We start from the raw sequence: 16,496 nt of genomic DNA on the forward strand, positions 1-16,496 counted from the left end.
TCTCAGAGGGGCGTGGCAATCCCCGCAGCAGTTCTCACTCTCCGCGCCAGCGCGCCACCAGCTCCCATCCCTGCGGCCAGTCACCCAGGCCACTGTCGGCATTGAGGTGGCCCCGCGCACCCAGCACCACGTGCTCGGCGTTCCAGGCGCTGGCGCACTGCGCCGAAAAGCCGGGGGTGGAATACGGGTCGCTGGTGCTGCTCATCAGCACCCGTCTCGGCAGGTCGCGCTGGGCGGGCAGCACGGCAGGCAGTGGGGCAAAGCCTTTGGCGTCGGCCGGAAAATTCGGCCCCCCGGGGTCTGGCACCGCCACCAGCAGCAGCGCATGCACGGGCCGGTGGTGGCGCGCGGCCCAGTGCACCGCGACCAGGCAGCCCAGGCTGTGTGCCACCAGGATGGGGGGCTGGGGCGATGCAGCAACGGCGTCATCGAGCGTGCGCGCCCAGGTGTCGCAATCGGGGTGGTCCCAGTCGGCCTGCTCCACCCGCGCTACGCCCGCGTGCCGGGATTGCCACAATGACTGCCAATGTGTGGGGCCCGAGTTGTAGATGCCCGGAATCAGCAAGACAGGTCGCGTCGTCATTCAATGTCCTTGTTCTCAAAGCAGATCCATCACTGCCCGCCAACAATAGGAAACCGCCGCTGTTCCGGCCAGGGGGGCTCATCGGAAATCGCCCGCCCAAACCTTGAAGTCATCGTTAAGAGCCTGTTCAAAGAAAGCACCCCGTGGAACTGGACAAAAAAGACCGACAGATCCTCATGGCCCTGCAGCATGACGCGCGGCAAAGCCTGTCGGCGCTGGGCAAGCAGATCGGCCTGTCGCAGCCTGCGATGAGCGAGCGTGTGAAAAAGCTCGAAGACGCGGGCGTGATTGCAGGCTACGCGGCCCGCATCAACCTGGACGCCGTGGGCCTGGGCCTGCAGGCGGTGGTGCGGGTGCGCACCACGCACGAGCACATCCAGCGCTATGTGTTGCTGTTCCAGTCCCTGCCCGAAGTGCTGGATGTGGTGCGCGTGACCGGCGAAGACTGCTTCGTGGTGCGCTGCGCCTTCGGCCAGCCCGCCGACCTGGAGCGCGTGGTGGATGCGCTGGCCGCGTTTGGCAGCGTCTCCACATCACTGGTGCTGTCGCACCCGGTGAACAAGGCGGTGCCGCTGGGGTGAAACAGGGGTGGTCGTCTCGCCACAATAAAAATGGCCGTTACCGCACGTCTGTATTGCACAAACAGCTATTGAATCTGTAGCGATCTGCGCACTGGCTACGGGCGTGGCACCGCGTAGCGCAGCTCGGCAAACAGGCCACCGAGTGTGGTCGCCGACTGCAGGCGCAGCGCCGGTTGTGTGATCCGGCGTGGCAACAGCGGCTTGCCCGCACCCAGTGTGACCGGTGCGATCTGCACGATCAACTCGTCCAGCAGGCCCGCATCATAAAACTGCCCCACCAGCTCGCCCCCGCCCACGATCCACACATTGCGCCCCGCTGCGGCCTGCACCACGGACTGGTGCACGGGCCGCACATCGCCACGCACAAAGCGCACATCGGCGCCCGGGATGGCGCGCAGCGTGCGCGTGCTGAACACCCATGTGGGCTGCACGTAGGGCCAGGGCTGGCCTGCGTCGATGGCGTGTTTCAGCATCCATTCGTAGGTGTGCGACCCCATGGCCAGCGCACCCACGTCGCGGATGAAAGCGGGGTAGCTGGAGCCCTCGATCTCGCCGAACTGCAAGAGCCAGCCAAGGTCATGGTCTGGCGTGGCAATGAAGCCATCGAGGCTGGATGCGCCGTAGAACTGTGTGAGGGTCATGGCGGCGCACTGTAGAGACCGGCTGCTGACAACGTGCTGGCAGCAAGCTGGGAGGGCGGCGGGAAGGCCCGAGTGCGTCAGGGTAACTGCACCGTCTCCGCCAGATGCCCGTACACCGTGGCAATGCGCCGCAGGTGCCGCGACTCGGGGTGCGTCAGCAGCCACAGCTCGGTTTCACAGTCGGCCAGCGACCCGGTGAGGGGGCGCAGGTCGCTGCGGCCCTGGGCCAGAAAGAGGGGCAGCACCCCCACGCCCATGCCCAGGGCCACCAGCTCCATCACGGTGAGCAGGCTGTTGACGCGGTAGGTGGGCTGCGCCTTGGGGTATTGCTTTTTGCGCCAGCGCACCGAGGGGTGGTCGGGCAGAGCGTCGTCGGGCGCAATCCAGGCTGCGCGGCCCGCCTCCACGTCGGACAGGACCAGCGGGCTGGCGGTGCCTGCGTACAGCGCGGATCGGATCATGCCCAGTTGCCGACCCACCAGGTGTTGTGGTGGACGCTTGGTGGCGCGCACGGCGATGTCGGTGTCTCGGCGCGTCAGGCTCACCAGTTCATTGCCCGCATGCAGTTCGTATACCAAGGCCGCGTGCCGGGGCTGCAGCACCTGCAGGGCGGGGGCGATGAGGCCGTGCAGGAGGGTGTCGGTGGTGGAGATGCGCACCGTGCCCGACACCTGCTCGGGCTGTGCCTGCGTGGCCGTGCGGGCGGCCTCCAGGGCGGCTTCCACGCGCTCGGCCTGCTCGGCCAGGGCCTGGGCCAGCTCCGAGGCGCGGTAGCCCGCGCGCGAGCGCTCGAACAGCGACTGGCCCAGCCCGCGCTCGATGCGCTGGATGGCACGGAACACCGTGGACGCATCCACGCCAAGCCGTTCACCGGCTGCTGCCAAGGTGCCGGTGCGCACCATGGCCAGCAGCACTTCCAGCTCTGCGGCGCCCAATTGGTATTGCGTGAATGCAATGGATGTTTTCATGTGTGCTTATTTTATTTGCGCCAATGCAATCATAAATTCTGCTGGTCGCCATACGTCGGTAGATACACCAACTGGCGATGCCAACCCTCTCGCCATAGAAAGCCCGCCCCATGAAACGCACCTGCACCTGCATTGCCCGCCTGTTGAATACCCTCTGTGCCCCACACGCTCAAGGATGGACGGCATGAGCTCGCGAACAGCCGCACCCGCACTCACCCTGGTCTCGCATGCGCTGTGCCCCTACGTGCAGCGCGTGGCCATCGTTCTGCACGAAAAGGGGCTGGCGTTTGAGCGCCGCACCATTGACCTGGCCCGCAAGCCCGACTGGTTTCTGGCCATCTCGCCGCTGGGCAAGACCCCGGTCTTGCAGGTGCAGGGCCAAAGCCTGTTCGAGTCCGCTGTGATCTGCGAATACCTGGAGGAAGTGGCCATGCCCGTGTTGCACCCGTCAGATCCGCTGCAACGCGCACGCCACCGGGCATGGATGGAGTTTGGCTCTGCGGTGCTGAACACCATCGGCGGCTTCTACGCCGCGCCGGATGAGGCCACGCTGCAGGCCCGCGCGCAGGACCTGCGCAGCCGCTTTGTGCAGATCGAAGAGGCCCTGGGCCAGCGCAGCGTGCCGGGGCCGTACTTTGCCGGGCCGGACTTTGGCATGGTGGATGCGGTGTTCGGCCCGGTGTTCCGGTACTTTGACGTCATCGACACCTTGCCAGGCATGAATGACCTGGGGCTCTGGCACGGCTTGCCGCTGGTGCAGCAGTGGCGCGCTGCGCTGGCGGCACGCCCTTCGGTGCAGCAGGCCGTGGGCGTGGACTATGCCGATGGCTTGCGGGCCTTTTTGCGCGCGCGTGGGTCAGCGTTGTCGCGGCGCATGCAGGCGGTGGCCGCGTAGACCCCGCACGCCTGCCAGCTCAATCCGCCCAGGTGCCCGGTGCCAGCCCGTCCAGCGTGTATGGCCCGATGGCCGCGCGGATCAGCCGCAGCGTGGGGTGGCCCACGGCGGCCGTCATGCGGCGCACCTGGCGGTTGCGGCCTTCGCGAATGACCAGCTCGATCCAGGCAGTGGGGATGGCCTTGCGTTCGCGGATAGGCGGGTTGCGGTCCCACACCGCAGGCGCGGGCTCCAGCAGCCGTGCGCGGGCGGGCAGGGTGGGGCCGTCGTTCAGCACCACGCCGCTGCGCAGCGCGGCCAGCGCGGCCTCATCGGGGACGCCCTCCACCTGCACCCAGTAGGTCTTCTCCATCTTGAAGCGCGGGTCCGCAATGCGGGCCTGTTGCTTGCCGTCGTTGGTCAGCAGCAGCAGGCCCTCGCTGTCGGCATCCAGCCGCCCCGCCACGTATACGCCGGGCAGGTCGATGTAGTCCTTCAGGCCCTGCCATTTGCCCTCGGCCGTGAACTGGCTGAGCACGCCGTAGGGTTTGTTGAAGCGGATCAGGCGGGTTGTCATCGACGACGGGGTGGGAGCGGTGAGGGTGGATCGGGGCACGCAGGGCTGCCGAGCATAGCTGCAGCGAGGGAGGAAAGAACCAGTGCGGCGCTGAGTGAACAGGGTGGCGTCTGACACCTGCTTCATCCTCCGGCCTGGCCGGGGGGCGGAGCTTGACAGGTAAAATAGGCCTCCAGCGCTACGCTAGCTTGCGCTTGCAGCTATTTAATCCATAGCTGATTCATCTGGGCAAGTGTTGTCTGACCCTCTCATCCAGGCCTCAAGGAGACACCGCCATGACCACCATTGAACTCGACATTGCCCAGACCATCGGCATCGCCGCCGTGCTGCTGGTGGTGGGCGATTTCATCAAAAACCGCGTCGGCTTGCTCTCGCGTTACTTCATTCCCGGGCCCATCATCGGCGGACTGGTGTTTTCGCTGATTGCGCTGGTGGGCCACCAGACGGGCCTGTTCACCTTTCAGTTCTACGACAACATGCGCGCCTTTTTGCTGCTGGTGTTTTTCACCACCATCGGCTTTTCGGCCAGCTTCGAGCTGCTCAAGAAAGGCGGTGTCGGCGTAGCGCTGTTTCTGGCCGCCGCCGTGGGCCTGGTGGTGCTGCAGAACCTGCTGGGCGCCGGGCTGGCTGCTGTGCTGGGCGTGCATCCGCTCATCGGCGTGGCGGCGGGGTCCATATCGCTCACGGGCGGGCACGGCACCTCGGCCGCGTTTGGCCCGCTGCTGGAGCAGGCGGGCGCCGCAGGTGCGTTGCCCGCCGCCATTGCAGCGGCCACCTATGGCCTGGTGGCGGGTTGTGTGATTGGCGGCCCGCTGGGCACCCTGCTGATGCGGCGCAATGGCCTGCACACCTCGGGGTTGGCTGCGGGCACGCCAGCCGCGGCCACCGCCACGGCGGCTGGCGCTGTCGACGCCGCCAATGCCTCCACCGCCCGCCCTGCAGCCCCGGCCCCCATGGGCAACAGCGACACTGTGATGTACGCCAGCATCCTGATTGCCGTGTCCATCGGGGCAGGCACGTTGCTGGTCAACTGGCTCAAGGGCCTGGGCATTACGCTGCCTTCGTACCTGGGCCCGATGCTGGTGGCGGCGGTGGTGCGCAACATCATCGACTGGCGCGACAGTGCGCTGCCCCTGCGCCAGTTCGAGGTAGTGGGCAATGTGTCGCTGGCGTTCTTCCTGGCCATGGCGCTCATGTCCATGAAGCTGTGGGAACTGGCCGAGGTGGCCGGGCCGCTGCTGGTCATCCTGCTTGCCCAGACCGTGCTGATGTTTGCGTATGGCTACTTTGTCACCTTCCGCGTGATGGGGCGCGACTATGACGCCGCAGTCATCGCCGCCGGCCACTGCGGCTTTGGCATGGGCGCCACGCCCAACGCCATGGCCAACATGCAGGCGTTCACCGCCGTCAATGGGCCATCGGTGAAGGCGTTTTTTGTGATCCCGCTCGTGGGTTCGCTCTTCATCGATTTTTTCAACGCCGTGATCATCACGGGCTTCATGAATTATTTGAAGTGACCCCCTGAGCCGCTTCGCGTCTTCCCCCGTAGGGGGACGCCTCCAGCGGCCCGGCGAAGCCGGTTCCGCGGTGGCGCTGGTAGGGGCGCGCCCCCTTCAAGCGCTGTTGGCCCGCAGCGACGGTGGATGCCGAAACTACACAGCCACAAACAGCGCAGGGTCCACCATGGTTCTGTTCAGCATCACGCCCCAGTGCAGGTGCGGCCCGGTCACGCGGCCGGTGGCGCCCACCTTGCAGAACGCGTCGCCCGCCTGCAGCACATCCCCCACGCGCACATCCTTGCTGCTCAGGTGGCAGTACATCGTCAGTAGGCCCTGGCCGTGGTCCAGCCACACCGTGCCGCCATTGAAGAAGTAGTCGCCCACGTCAATCACCCGGCCTGGCAACGGTGCCACGATGGGCGTGCCCGTGGCGGCGGCAATGTCCATGCCGCTGTGCGGATTGCGCGGCTGGCCGTTGAACACGCGCCGCAGCCCGAACGAGCTGGACCGCCGCCCCTGCACCGGCACCCGCATGCGCAGCGATGGCAGGGCCACACCAGCGGGCTGCTCGGTGAAGGTCGCCATCACTTGCGCCTGGTGGTTGCGCTCGCGCTCGTAGCGGGCCTGGTCCTCGGGTGAAAGGTCTACCGTGCGCGGCGATACCTTGAGGTGCTGCTCCTTGTATTGCTTGGGGGCTACGGCGTAGTGCACCAGGCGCGGGCTGCCGCCGCGTTCGGCCAGCACGGTGATGAAGGCATCGCCCGGCGCAGCGGCCAAAGGTATGCCCACGATGGCTGTCCACTCAATGGCATCGCCCACCACCCGCAGCGGCACATCCACATCGCCCTGGCGCACCTGCGCCACCGGCCGTGTGGCCGCCGGGCCCAGCGACAGCCGCGCCACACCCCCGGGCACCTGCAGCGCCTGGGGCCACACCGTGGGCGCGGGTGGCAATGGCTTGGCGTGCAGCAGCCCCACCAGGGCGGGCTGGGCGAGAAGGCCCGCCGTGCCGATCAAGGCGCTGCGGCGGTTAATGGGGTTGGCTGGGCGGATGAGGGCAGGGCGGGCAGGTTCAGACACGGCAGGGCAACGGTAAGAAAAAAGCGCGGGGGGATGGCAAGCGTGCTGCAGCCGCGCGTGCACGGCGAGCACCCCGCAATTGTGCCGCCCAGCGTTGGCGGCGTCCGCCTACATCGCCACCCCCAGGCCGCCACCTACCATCGCGCCATGCCACCTGCCGCCCCCCGCCGCTTCACCATGTTCACTGTCTTGCTCACGGCCCTGGCCACGGGGGCCCTTGTCTTGTTGGCGCTCAACTTCACGGCGGGCGAGAAAAAGGTGCAGCAACAGCTGCCGCGCCTGTACAACACCGCCCACCCGCAGTTTGAGCGTGCGCTGGGCAGCCTGCTGGGCCCGGGCATCGTGGGCGGCAATGCGGTGACCGAGCTGCTCAACGGCGACCAGATCTTTCCGCCCATGCTGGCTGCGATCAAATCCGCGCAAAAAAGCGTCACCTTCGAAACCTACATCTACTGGTCGGGCGACATCGGTAAACAGTTTGCCGACGCCCTGAGCGAGCGCGCCCGCGCGGGTGTGCCTGTGCATGTGCTGCTCGACTGGGTAGGCAGCGCCAAGATGGAAGAGAGTTATCTGGCCGAGATGAAAGCGGCCGGGGTGCAGATCGAAAAATTCCACAAACCCCACTGGTACAACCTGGCCCGCCTGAACAACCGCACCCACCGCAAGCTGTTGGTGGTGGATGGACAGGTGGGCTTTACCGGTGGCGTGGGCATTGCGCCGGAGTGGACGGGCCACGCGCAAGACCCCAACCACTGGCGCGACTCGCACTACCTGGTGCGTGGCCCCGTGGTGGCGCAGATGCAGGCCACGTTTTTGGACAACTGGCTCAAGGTCACCGGCAAGGTGCTGCATGGCGAGGCGTACTTTCCGGCCATCGCACAAGACCCTCCCGTGGGCACGCAAAAGGCGCAGATGTTCTCCAGCTCGCCATCGAGTGGCAGCGAGAGCATGCAGCTCATGTACCACTTGGCCATCACGGCGGCCGAGCGCAGCATCGACCTGTCGGTGGCGTACTTCGTGCCCGATGAGCTGACCCACAAGTTGCTGATGGACGCCCTGGCGCGCGGCGTGCGCCTGCGTCTGGTGACCCCCGGCGAACACACCGACACCGAAACGGTGAAGGCTGCATCCCGCGCCACCTGGGGCCCGCTGCTGCAGGCGGGCGCCGAGATTTATGAGTACACGCCCACCATGTACCACTGCAAGGTCATGATCGTGGACCAGCTGCTGGTGTCGGTGGGCTCCACCAATTTTGACAACCGCTCGTTCCGCCTCAACGATGAGGCCAACCTGAACGTGTACGACGCGGCGTTTGCGCAGCGCCAGACCCAGGTGTTTGAAGACGATATCCAGCGGTCACGCCGCGTGACCTACCAGGCCTGGTTGGACCGGCCGCTGCGCGAGAAAGCGCACGAGAAACTGACGGCCTTGCTGCGGTCGCAGTTGTGATGGGGTTTGAATGAAATCAGGTGCTGGCGCTTGTGGGTAAAGCGCCAGACGCTATCAATAGTGTAGTTTTCTGCGTCTGATGCGGGGGGCGAAGACGCAGCCCGGACTCTTCAACCCAAGCAGGCATTTGCCCCTAGTCCACTGAAACCGAGAAATCGGCTGTGCGCCGGGGTGGCAGCGGGTGCAGCGCAAGGCGCGGGCTGCGGCCAAGGCTGGCCGCCTTGGCAAAGCCCGCAACGCAGCGATGCGCCTGCTACCACCCTGGCCCGAAGGGTGAGGGCCTGGCAGGGCCGCCCTCGTCGTTGCCGTGCTCGCCGGGTGTGCAACCCGCCTGCGCCCGCCGCCTAGAGGGCGGCCCTGCCAGACCCTCACGAACAGCCGATTTCTCGGTTTCAGTGGACTAGTGTCCCAAGTTTCTAACTCGGGACCCTCGTCCATCAGTGCGTCACAAACTCATACGTCACTGCCTCGCTGTCCACCATGTCGAGGATGTCGTCCAGCACATCTTCATCTTCGGTGCTGGCCCACAGGTCTTCGGGGTCTGCCGCAAACAGGGGTTCGATGGCAATGTCCATGAACTTGCCGTCGGGCAGCTTGATGACAGGCGTGCCCTCCGAGGTGTCGACCAGCTCCCAGTCGTCGGGCACGGTCATTTCGAGTTGGATGGTGACGTTGAGTTTTTTCATGGCGATTCCTTGTTGCTAACCGGGCAGGGTAACCCACTTTGGGAAGAATGGGCGTGTAGCGCTTATTCCACCAGCGCAATGTGCTATAAAAAATAGAGCATTTGAAGGAGCCTTGTACCTGCGCAGCCTGGCACCGGTACGGGGCGGGCTGCTTGGCACGCCACTTGCGTTGCTTGGAGCCTGCTGGTGTCGAAGCCCGCAAGTGCTCATGACCGCCCACAAATGCTCGCGCAGAAGCCACCAACGACCACCCCAGTGCATAACGCTGCGGGGCGCACCCAAGCCTGCTGTATTGTTGGTGGCAATTCTCGTGCCAGGCACCCCTTCACCAAACTGTCCTTCACCCACCGGAGAACCTTGAAATGATCGCCCAAAAAATCCTCGCCGTGGCCGCAGCCGCCGTGGCCGTCACCCTCGCCTTCAGCCAGGCCGCACAAGCCGGCCCCCGGCTCGACAAGATCATGGAGGCCAAGGTCATCCGCGTGGGCACGCCTGGCGACTACCGCCCGTTTGCCATCAAGACCGACGCGGGCTACAGCGGCCACGACATCGATGTGATCGAAACCATGGCCAAGGAGCTGGGCGTGAAGATCGAATACGTGCCCACCACCTGGCCCAACCTGCTGAAGGACCTGCAGGGCGACAAGTTTGACGTGGCCGTGGGCGGCATCACCCGCAACGTCAACCGCATGCGCATTTTTGACATGCTGCCCGGCTACGCTCCCTTTGGCAAAGTGGCCCTGGTGCGGGCGGCCGACAAAGCCAAATACACCAGCGTGGACGCCATGAACCAGCCCGCCGTGCGCGTCATCAAGAACCCCGGTGGCACCAACGAAACCTATGTGCTGGCCAACCTCAAGGCCGCCCAGGTCAGCACGCACGACAAGAACGCCGAGATCCCTGCGCTGATCGCCGAAGGCAAGGGCGACGTGATGATCACCGAAACCTACGAAGCCCTGCACTACGCCAAGGCCGACCCGCGCCTGCACGCCGCGTTTGTGGATGCGCCGCTCACGCCCAAGAACTACCTGGGCTTCATGTTGCCCACCGACGACGCCGACTATGTGCGTGTGATGGGCTTTGTGTGGGGCCTGGTGGACAGCCGGGGCACCATCAAGCAGGCGGCTGACAAGTGGTTGAAGTGATCAGGGCCTGAGGCTATGGGCGTCTGAGTTATTCGCCCGGAATCTCTGGCTCCACCAGCAGCGCCAGCAGCTGCAGCGACTCCTGCCAGCCCACGTAGCACATCTCGGTGGGGATCACCGCCGGGATGCCCGCCTGCACGATGGACACCTCGGTCCCCGCGATCACCTTTTTCAGCTGGATCGTGGTGCGCATCTCGCCCGGCAGGTTGGGGTCGTCAAACCGGTCGGTGTGCACGATGCGCTCGCCCGGCACCAGCTCCACATACTCGCCGCCAAACGCATGCGTGCCGCCACTGCTGAAGTTGGTGAACTGCATGCGGTAACTGCCGCCCACGCGTGCGTCCATGCTCAGCACCCGGCCGGTAAACCCGTGGGGCGGCAGCCATTTGCACATGGCGTCTGGGTCCAGAAAGGCGCGGTAGATGCGCTCTGCCGGGGCGCGCAGCACGCGGTGCAGGGTGACGGTACCGGTGTTGGTGTTGGTCGTCATGCTCGGGTCTCCTTGGGGTGTAGATCTGTGGTGGATGAAAGCGTGAACCGCCAAACCATATCGGTTATTCAACGTGTTCACACCCCTACGACGAACGGACCTGCGCGTTTTCGACACGCCGCTGTTGCAACGGCAAACTTTTTGGCAAAGCCTCAGCCTTTCAGGCCACAACCGTCCGCACCCCAAAGCTCTCGCTGCCCTGCGCCCAGGCCAGCAGCCGGTCAATGTTGGGGTGCTTGCCGGGGAAGGTGCGCGCATCGGCTACATGCTCGGCATACCACTCCAGCCCCAGGGTGGCGGCCGCAGGCGTGATGCTGCTACCGTACAAGGCAGCCAACGCGGCATACACCACCAGCGACCCGGTCTGTCCGGGCTTGTTCTCGATGGTGGCCAGCACTTGCCCATCCGGGCCCAGCAGGTGCAGGGCGGTGAGGTGGCTGGCGGAGGGGAGTTGCTTCAAGCGGTCTGCGAAGTTCATGGTTGTCAATGAAAATATGAATGAAATTGGTCTCTAGCGCTTTATGGGTAAGCGCTAGTAGCTATGAATAGATGAGTATTTTGGCGGTTGATTGCATCAAGCCGCTGCGGCCGCGGTGCAGCTTCACAAGGGAGGTGTTCGATGGAGCCACCAACTTGCCCGGCATGAGGGATTGGTGGAGTGCGCTGCCATACCCATATTGGGGTGGATCATTCCTTTTTGGGTTTCTTCGGGTCGGAATGAACCCAGACTCCCTAGCACGCATCACGCCTGCCACACCCCAAACCCCGCCGACCGCAGGTCGATGCCAATCTCGATCTCGCGGTCCACAGCATCCTCGTAGCTCATGGGGTTGAAGCCTTCGTACAGATCGGGCAGCAGGCGCAGGCCGTATTGCGTCACAAACCGGTTGGCCTGGATGCCCGCCTTGTGCTTGTCAAAGCGCACATCCGGGTCCAGCCCGGTCATGCCCACATACACGCAGGGCTTGCCCTCGATGTAGCCCGGGTTGCACCGGCGAAAGCGCGGCTCCAGCAGCACGTCTTTGGAGAGTTCGACCACGTAGACGTGGTGGTGGAGCTTGCGGCGGCGCATGGGTGGATGGGATAGACGCGGATAGTAGGGCTGCGGTGAAGCGTTCTGCGCGGTGCTACTTTTTACTCGTCATCGTCCGCCTGGCCGTCATCGCTCAGGCGGCGGTCCAGCTTGCTGCGCAGCGACTCGGTTTCTTGCAGAAACTGCTCTACCGGCACGGCCGGGGCCACGCGCAGGCTGGGCGGAAACAGGCTGCTCATGTAGAGCGTTTGCGACAAGCGCATGTTGTTGAGCCACTGCGCACCCAGCCACGACGGCACGCCCAGGGCCACCACCGCAGCCACCATCCACGCCAGGCCCACGCGGCGGCGCGGCAGCACGGTCGCCAGGTGGGCATACAGCGCACCAGCCAGCACCAGCACGATCAACACACTGGCGAACTGCGAAAAAACCTCCAGCGAGAAAACGAATGCGGTCAGGTGGGCCACCAGATGCACCACATCCACCGCCAGGGCCGCAGCGCAGGCTATGCGCACGTGGCGCCAGAACTGCAGGTGGCCCGCAAACACCTTGTTGGCCGCCGCCCACACGCCCGACCAGGCGCCCAGCACCACCAGCAGCGTGAGCAACACGCCCGGCACGGCCTTCAGGTATTGCGAACTGTCGCGCGCATCCAGCCACGACTCCCCCAGCCCCGCCAGCAGCACCAGCGCCACCAGCGCCGCCGTGGTGCCCACCGTGCGCCACGGAAACTGCGGCAGCGGCTGCTCGTCAGCAATCGGTGCATCGGCCAGGCGCAGCGTGATGTGGGTGTGGCCCAGGTCGATGGGCGCGCCGTCGGGCCAGTCAAAGTGCTCGCCCGGGCCGTGCTGCTTGCGCTGCAGGCGTGCGCCATTGCGCGTCTCCAGCACCTCGATCTGCACGGTGCGTGGCTCGTTCACCGCGCGGTCGATGCGCAGGTGCCGGGGCGCCACAAACGGGTCGTCCAGCACCAGGTCGCAGTCCAGCGCCCGGCCTACTGTGACGGGCCAGCGCGTGATAGGCGCGCGCGCCAGCAACGCGCCGTGGCGGTCAAAGGCTTCGATAAGCCCCAGGGTCGTCGGCATCGTGCTCATGGTGCGGCCTCCCAGCGGAAGGCCTTGAGGTAGTGGCTGGCCAGCTTCATGCCGTTGTCAAAAGCAATGCCCTGCACGTCCAGGCGGCCCAGCACGCCTTGCGTAGGCTGGTTGATGGACGCGGCCAGGACAGTCATGTTGTACAGACCGGGCAGCTTGCGATAGGCCGACAGGCAGACCACCGCGCGCAGCGGCAGGCTGCCGGGGTCCACAAAGCGCTCGCTGCACTCTGCGGCCGTCTGGTGGCGGTTGCCGCGCCGTTGCAGCTGTTCGTTGGCAAAGCTCTGGGAAAACATCCGGGCGAACCGTGCAGCGCCCAGGGTGGGGGCGTTGTAGGCCTCATAACTCAGGCGCACTGCGCCGGTGTTGAATTCACCCGCCACCACATCGCTGTCGGCCCGGCATTGCGTGCGCTCCAGGTTCAGGCCCGGAAACGCCGGGTCGCGCCCCGATCCCCAGCACCGCGCCAGCGCATCGTCGGGCACGGGCACGCGGTAGTTGCCGTGGCGCTGCTCGCGAAATGGCGCTTTCAGGAACCGGTCTGTCAGAAGCTGCTGGTGCTCCATCAGCTGCCGCGTCATCTCGGCATGCGCGGCCTGGGTGATGGGCTGGGCGTTGGCCGCACGCTGCACCAGCGCCTGCGCAAACTCGGCCGGGATCAGAAAGCTGACTTGCTCGCCGTCGAGCCGCTTGGCCACGTTCACGCCCAGCACGCGGCCTGCGTCGTCCACCGCCGGGCCGCCGCTCATGCCGGGGTTGAGCGTGCCGCCAAAAAAGATGCGCGGGTAAAAGCTGCGCTTGACCAGCCCGTTGTAGGTGCCCTCGGTCACGGCAAAGCCGATATCGAGCGGGTTGCCCAGCGAGTAGATGCGCTCGCCCTGTGCCAGCGCCTCGTCGGCGGGCCGAAAGCCCAGCACCGGCGCAGCGGCCGTGCGGCCCTTGGCGCGCAGCACGGCCAGGTCGCGCTGCACGTCAAACGCCAGCAGCTCCACCTCGCCCTCTTGCCCCTCCATCGTCACGTACACGCCCCGGTAGCGCTCGGGCTCCAGCGCCAGCTGGCTGGCCACATGGAAGTTCGTCACGATCAGCCCATCGGCCGATACAAAAAAACCCGAGCCAATCGACGCCTGCGTGTTGGCATTGCGCAGCAGCGTGCGGATCTGCACCAGCTTGTCGCGCGACAGCTCATAAATGCGCCGCGCATCGCGCGACAGCAGGGCGGCATCCGCCCCGGTGGGTACAGAGGCTGCAGCGGCCCCCGGTGGCGGTGTGGTGCCGTCTGCCGGGTCACTGCCCGCAGGGCGAGTTGCCGGGGGGGCGGCGGGTGGAGGGGCATTCTGTGCGTGGGCGACCAGGGCGCAGAGCAGCAGAACCAAGGACGAGGTAGCCAGCCGCAGGGGCCGGATCAGGGGGAAGGGCATCGCGGTATTCTATGAATGCCCTGCACCTCCCCAGGTTCTGCCTGGGCAACCCATCCAATATCTACGCACCCACGCACCCATGTCAGAAATCCACACCTATCCCATCGGCACGCCCGGCCAGCCCTGGGGCGCCGCAGAGCGCGACCAGTGGCGCGCGTGCCAGGTGCGCCAGCGCAGCTACGCCGACGACGTGCTCAATGCCGTGGAGGCACTGCGGGGCCGGTTTGATGTGGAGCTGTATGGCGACGTGGTGTATGCCAACGACCAGCACCCGGCCGAGCGCTTTCCGCTGCGCGCCATCCGCAGCCGCAACTGGCAACCCGGCCTGCCCAGCGTGCTTATCACCGGCGGCGTGCACGGCTACGAAACCAGCGGCGTGCACGGCGCACTGCGTTTTGTAGATACCCAGGCCGAACGCTTTGCGGGCCGCGCCAACCTGCTGGTGGTGCCCTGCATCAGCCCCTGGGCGTATGAGCGGTTTCAGCGCTGGAACTTCGACGCCATCGACCCCAACCGCTCGTTCAAAGAAGGCTCCCTCGCGCAGGAATCCCTCGCCCTCATGCGGCTGGTGGCGCAGCACCAAGGCCAATATGGCCAGTTCACTGCCCACATCGATCTGCACGAAACCACCGACACCGACGAATCCGAATATCGCCCCGCCGTGGCCGCGCGCGACGGCAAGGTGTTCGAGCCCGGCAGCATCCCCGACGGCTTCTACCTGGTGGACGACACCGAGAACCCACAGCCCGCCTTCCAACAAGCCATCATCGAGGCCGTGGGCCGCGTTACGCACATTGCGCCGCCCGATGAAAAGAACGAAATCATCGGCTCGCCCATGACCGAGCCCGGCGTGATCCGCTACGAATTCAAGGCCTGGGGCCTGTGCGCCAGCGTGACCGGGGCGCGCTACACCACGACCACCGAGGTCTACCCCGACAGCCCCCGCGCCACGCCCGAGCAGTGCATCGCGGCGCAGGTGGCGGCGGTGTGCGCGGCGGTGGAGTTTGTGTGTGGGGCGCAGTAAACCTGTACCACCTTTTTTTTGAGGGCCAAATTGGCCGCTACCGCCTGATAGATAAGCACTGATGGCTATAAAAATAGAAGCAATAGGGCGCTGAGGCGCTTAAGCACCAAAGCCCAAGCCCACCCACCACCCGCATTGAACAGAGACGCCCATGGACTGGCCCCAGATGCTGGACACCTTCGCCCGCATGCCCGCCGCCGAGCAGCAGGCCTGGTGGCGCATGGCCGCCGGGCTGCTGGCCGTGGTGGTAGCGCTGCTGTGGCTGGAGAGCCGCTACTTCAAGCCCAGCCGCCGCGTGGGCAGTTGGTTGGCGGTGCGCCTGGTGTCGGTGCTGGCCGCGCTGCTGGCGGTGGCGGCCGTGCTGCTGCCCGCGCGCGCCGTGGGCGGGCCCGCTGCGCTGGGCGTGTTTGTGCTGTCGCTCTACACCCTGGGGCCGGTGGTGTGGTTTGGCGGCCATGTGCTGGCCGGGCGCTGGGTGCGGCCCGCACTCTCGCGCGCCGAAAGCCTGGTGCTGGGCCTCACCGGCCTGGCCATCGCCGCCGTGCCCGTCTATGCCAGCCTGCTGGCGCAAAGCGCCCTGCAAACCGCCGCACGCGACGTGGCCCAGCGCCGCGAGCTGCCCGCCAGCAACCCGCCGCTGGCCCACACCGTGCAGCCCGTGCAGCGTTACCAGCTGCACGGCGTGGGGCTCATCTACACCCAGTCACTGCTGGGCACCACCTACAACCGCCTGCTGCGCGTGGAGCAACGCCACGGCGGCGGCCAATGGCCCACGCACCCCCACCCCGTGGCCCACCCCAGCTACTGCACCCACGGCAACGACGTGCACCTGATGTGGTCCGCCCAGGAACCCCCACCCTACCTGCGCCTGCACTGGGCCCAGAGCAACGGCGCACCCACCAAGGCCGAGTTCACGCCCCAGCTGGCGTTTGACCCAGCCACCCCCGTGCCCGACTTCCACCTCCCCCTGCGCCCCGACGGCGCCGACCCCGCCGCCCCCATTGCGCGCGAAAGAGCGTACCTGGTGCTGGTGAAAGAGGGGCAGGCGGCGCAGCCGCAACAAGCTCCGACGCAGCAACCGCCGCAGACTTACACCCAGATGCTGGGCAGCCCCCCCGAAGCAGGCGAGGTGCGCACGACCGATTGCGTGATGGCGGGTTTCCAGATCACCCCCACGGTTGCCAAACAAGGCTGGCAGGTGCAGGCCATGGGGCTGGTGTTTCAGCTGTCCACAGGCGGGCAGCCGTTGCGGGCGTTAGTGGAGCGGAAATAGAGGCGAAACTGGCCGTTTCCGCCTGATGGTATTGCCTTTGTTGATATCAAATTGATAGCAAGAAGGGTTTGGTGCGCG

18 protein-coding genes are annotated in these 16,496 nt (G+C 65.9%); 7 read left to right on the forward strand and 11 right to left on the reverse strand.

The window, feature by feature from the left end:
* Positions 1–34: 34 nt before the first annotated feature.
* Positions 35–583, reverse strand: coding sequence for an alpha/beta hydrolase (locus tag KW832_RS06330; protein ID WP_218299261.1), 549 nt, complete (start codon positions 581–583; stop codon positions 35–37).
* A 143-nt stretch (positions 584–726) separates the two neighbouring features.
* On the opposite strand from KW832_RS06330, the gene KW832_RS06335 reads away from it, so the two are divergent.
* Positions 727–1,164, forward strand: a complete 438-nt coding sequence (locus KW832_RS06335; RefSeq protein ID WP_055398842.1) for an Lrp/AsnC family transcriptional regulator — start codon at positions 727–729, stop codon at positions 1,162–1,164.
* Between the two features lie 95 nt (positions 1,165–1,259).
* On the opposite strand, the gene KW832_RS06340 is transcribed toward KW832_RS06335, so the two are convergent.
* Positions 1,260–1,805, reverse strand: coding sequence for a dihydrofolate reductase family protein (locus KW832_RS06340; RefSeq protein WP_218299262.1), 546 nt, complete (start codon positions 1,803–1,805; stop codon positions 1,260–1,262).
* A 77-nt stretch (positions 1,806–1,882) separates the two neighbouring features.
* Positions 1,883–2,773 carry a LysR family transcriptional regulator gene (locus KW832_RS06345; RefSeq protein WP_218299263.1) on the reverse strand — a complete coding sequence of 297 codons (891 nt, stop codon included), beginning with the start codon at positions 2,771–2,773 and terminating at the stop codon, positions 1,883–1,885.
* 184 nt (positions 2,774–2,957) lie between these two features.
* Here KW832_RS06345 and KW832_RS06350 point away from each other — a divergent pair, with 184 nt between their 5' ends.
* The gene (locus KW832_RS06350; RefSeq protein ID WP_218299264.1) at positions 2,958–3,668 is read left to right on the forward strand and encodes a glutathione S-transferase family protein; all 711 of its coding nucleotides are present in this window, start codon (positions 2,958–2,960) and stop codon (positions 3,666–3,668) included.
* Positions 3,669–3,687: 19 nt separating this feature from the next.
* On the opposite strand, the gene KW832_RS06355 is transcribed toward KW832_RS06350, so the two are convergent.
* Positions 3,688–4,224: a pseudouridine synthase gene (locus KW832_RS06355; protein ID WP_176885386.1), complete on the reverse strand. Its 537-nt coding sequence runs from the start codon at positions 4,222–4,224 to the stop codon at positions 3,688–3,690.
* Between the two features lie 275 nt (positions 4,225–4,499).
* On the opposite strand from KW832_RS06355, the gene gltS reads away from it, so the two are divergent.
* A complete protein-coding gene (gltS, locus tag KW832_RS06360) occupies positions 4,500–5,741 on the forward strand; it encodes a sodium/glutamate symporter (RefSeq protein ID WP_218299265.1) in 1,242 nt (413 codons plus the stop codon).
* 135 nt (positions 5,742–5,876) lie between these two features.
* Here gltS and KW832_RS06365 read toward each other — a convergent pair whose 3' ends face one another.
* Positions 5,877–6,803, reverse strand: coding sequence for a M23 family metallopeptidase (locus KW832_RS06365; RefSeq protein ID WP_218299266.1), 927 nt, complete (start codon positions 6,801–6,803; stop codon positions 5,877–5,879).
* A gap of 177 nt (positions 6,804–6,980) precedes the next feature.
* Here KW832_RS06365 and KW832_RS06370 point away from each other — a divergent pair, with 177 nt between their 5' ends.
* Complete coding sequence (locus KW832_RS06370) at positions 6,981–8,252, forward strand: phosphatidylserine/phosphatidylglycerophosphate/cardiolipin synthase family protein (protein WP_218299739.1); 1,272 nt, start codon at positions 6,981–6,983, stop codon at positions 8,250–8,252.
* 437 nt (positions 8,253–8,689) lie between these two features.
* On the opposite strand, the gene KW832_RS06375 is transcribed toward KW832_RS06370, so the two are convergent.
* Positions 8,690–8,938, reverse strand: a complete 249-nt coding sequence (locus KW832_RS06375; protein ID WP_121419513.1) for a hypothetical protein — start codon at positions 8,936–8,938, stop codon at positions 8,690–8,692.
* A 362-nt stretch (positions 8,939–9,300) separates the two neighbouring features.
* Between KW832_RS06375 and KW832_RS06380 the strand changes: the two genes are divergently transcribed.
* Entirely contained in the window at positions 9,301–10,083 is a 783-nt protein-coding gene (locus tag KW832_RS06380; RefSeq protein WP_218299267.1) for a transporter substrate-binding domain-containing protein, read from the forward strand.
* 28 nt (positions 10,084–10,111) lie between these two features.
* Here the strand turns inward: KW832_RS06380 and KW832_RS06385 are convergent, their stop codons facing one another.
* The 5 genes from KW832_RS06385 to KW832_RS06405 form a co-directional block, all read right to left on the reverse strand.
* Positions 10,112–10,573, reverse strand: coding sequence for an SRPBCC family protein (locus KW832_RS06385; RefSeq protein ID WP_055398924.1), 462 nt, complete (start codon positions 10,571–10,573; stop codon positions 10,112–10,114).
* A 160-nt stretch (positions 10,574–10,733) separates the two neighbouring features.
* The gene (locus tag KW832_RS06390) at positions 10,734–11,051 is read right to left on the reverse strand and encodes a DUF2322 family protein (RefSeq protein WP_218299268.1); all 318 of its coding nucleotides are present in this window, start codon (positions 11,049–11,051) and stop codon (positions 10,734–10,736) included.
* Positions 11,052–11,315: 264 nt separating this feature from the next.
* Positions 11,316–11,645, reverse strand: a complete 330-nt coding sequence (locus KW832_RS06395) for a hypothetical protein (RefSeq protein ID WP_010460358.1) — start codon at positions 11,643–11,645, stop codon at positions 11,316–11,318.
* A gap of 62 nt (positions 11,646–11,707) precedes the next feature.
* Positions 11,708–12,700, reverse strand: a complete 993-nt coding sequence (locus KW832_RS06400; RefSeq protein ID WP_255577549.1) for an FHA domain-containing protein — start codon at positions 12,698–12,700, stop codon at positions 11,708–11,710.
* A complete protein-coding gene (locus KW832_RS06405) occupies positions 12,697–14,121 on the reverse strand; it encodes a serine protease (RefSeq protein WP_218299269.1) in 1,425 nt (474 codons plus the stop codon). The genes KW832_RS06400 and KW832_RS06405 overlap by 4 nt, the downstream gene beginning before the upstream one ends.
* A gap of 79 nt (positions 14,122–14,200) precedes the next feature.
* Between KW832_RS06405 and KW832_RS06410 the strand changes: the two genes are divergently transcribed.
* Positions 14,201–15,145, forward strand: a complete 945-nt coding sequence (locus KW832_RS06410; RefSeq protein ID WP_218299270.1) for a M14 family metallocarboxypeptidase — start codon at positions 14,201–14,203, stop codon at positions 15,143–15,145.
* Positions 15,146–15,296: 151 nt separating this feature from the next.
* A complete protein-coding gene (locus tag KW832_RS06415; protein ID WP_218299271.1) occupies positions 15,297–16,418 on the forward strand; it encodes a hypothetical protein in 1,122 nt (373 codons plus the stop codon).
* The last annotated feature ends 78 nt before the right edge of the window (positions 16,419–16,496 follow it).

It is taken from the genome of Acidovorax sp. sif0632, assembly GCF_019218805.1.
Classification (GTDB): Bacteria; Pseudomonadota; Gammaproteobacteria; order Burkholderiales; family Burkholderiaceae_C; genus Acidovorax; species Acidovorax facilis.

What these genes read in the sequence shown, in the direction of transcription:
- KW832_RS06415 (WP_218299271.1), top strand. Translation starts at nt 15,297, where the DNA reads ATGGACTGGCCCCAGATGCTGGACACCTTCGCCCGCATGCCCGCCGCC.
- KW832_RS06375 (WP_121419513.1), bottom strand. Translation starts at nt 8,938, where the DNA reads ATGAAAAAACTCAACGTCACCATCCAACTCGAAATGACCGTGCCCGAC.
- KW832_RS06395 (WP_010460358.1), bottom strand. Translation starts at nt 11,645, where the DNA reads ATGCGCCGCCGCAAGCTCCACCACCACGTCTACGTGGTCGAACTCTCC.
- KW832_RS06405 (WP_218299269.1), bottom strand. Translation starts at nt 14,121, where the DNA reads ATGCCCTTCCCCCTGATCCGGCCCCTGCGGCTGGCTACCTCGTCCTTG.
- KW832_RS06400 (WP_255577549.1), bottom strand. Translation starts at nt 12,700, where the DNA reads ATGAGCACGATGCCGACGACCCTGGGGCTTATCGAAGCCTTTGACCGC.
- KW832_RS06345 (WP_218299263.1), bottom strand. Translation starts at nt 2,773, where the DNA reads ATGAAAACATCCATTGCATTCACGCAATACCAATTGGGCGCCGCAGAG.
- KW832_RS06330 (WP_218299261.1), bottom strand. Translation starts at nt 583, where the DNA reads ATGACGACGCGACCTGTCTTGCTGATTCCGGGCATCTACAACTCGGGC.
- KW832_RS06380 (WP_218299267.1), top strand. Translation starts at nt 9,301, where the DNA reads ATGATCGCCCAAAAAATCCTCGCCGTGGCCGCAGCCGCCGTGGCCGTC.
- KW832_RS06370 (WP_218299739.1), top strand. Translation starts at nt 6,981, where the DNA reads ATGTTCACTGTCTTGCTCACGGCCCTGGCCACGGGGGCCCTTGTCTTG.
- KW832_RS06350 (WP_218299264.1), top strand. Translation starts at nt 2,958, where the DNA reads ATGAGCTCGCGAACAGCCGCACCCGCACTCACCCTGGTCTCGCATGCG.
- KW832_RS06390 (WP_218299268.1), bottom strand. Translation starts at nt 11,051, where the DNA reads ATGAACTTCGCAGACCGCTTGAAGCAACTCCCCTCCGCCAGCCACCTC.
- KW832_RS06410 (WP_218299270.1), top strand. Translation starts at nt 14,201, where the DNA reads ATGTCAGAAATCCACACCTATCCCATCGGCACGCCCGGCCAGCCCTGG.
- KW832_RS06385 (WP_055398924.1), bottom strand. Translation starts at nt 10,573, where the DNA reads ATGACGACCAACACCAACACCGGTACCGTCACCCTGCACCGCGTGCTG.
- gltS (WP_218299265.1), top strand. Translation starts at nt 4,500, where the DNA reads ATGACCACCATTGAACTCGACATTGCCCAGACCATCGGCATCGCCGCC.
- KW832_RS06340 (WP_218299262.1), bottom strand. Translation starts at nt 1,805, where the DNA reads ATGACCCTCACACAGTTCTACGGCGCATCCAGCCTCGATGGCTTCATT.
- KW832_RS06355 (WP_176885386.1), bottom strand. Translation starts at nt 4,224, where the DNA reads ATGACAACCCGCCTGATCCGCTTCAACAAACCCTACGGCGTGCTCAGC.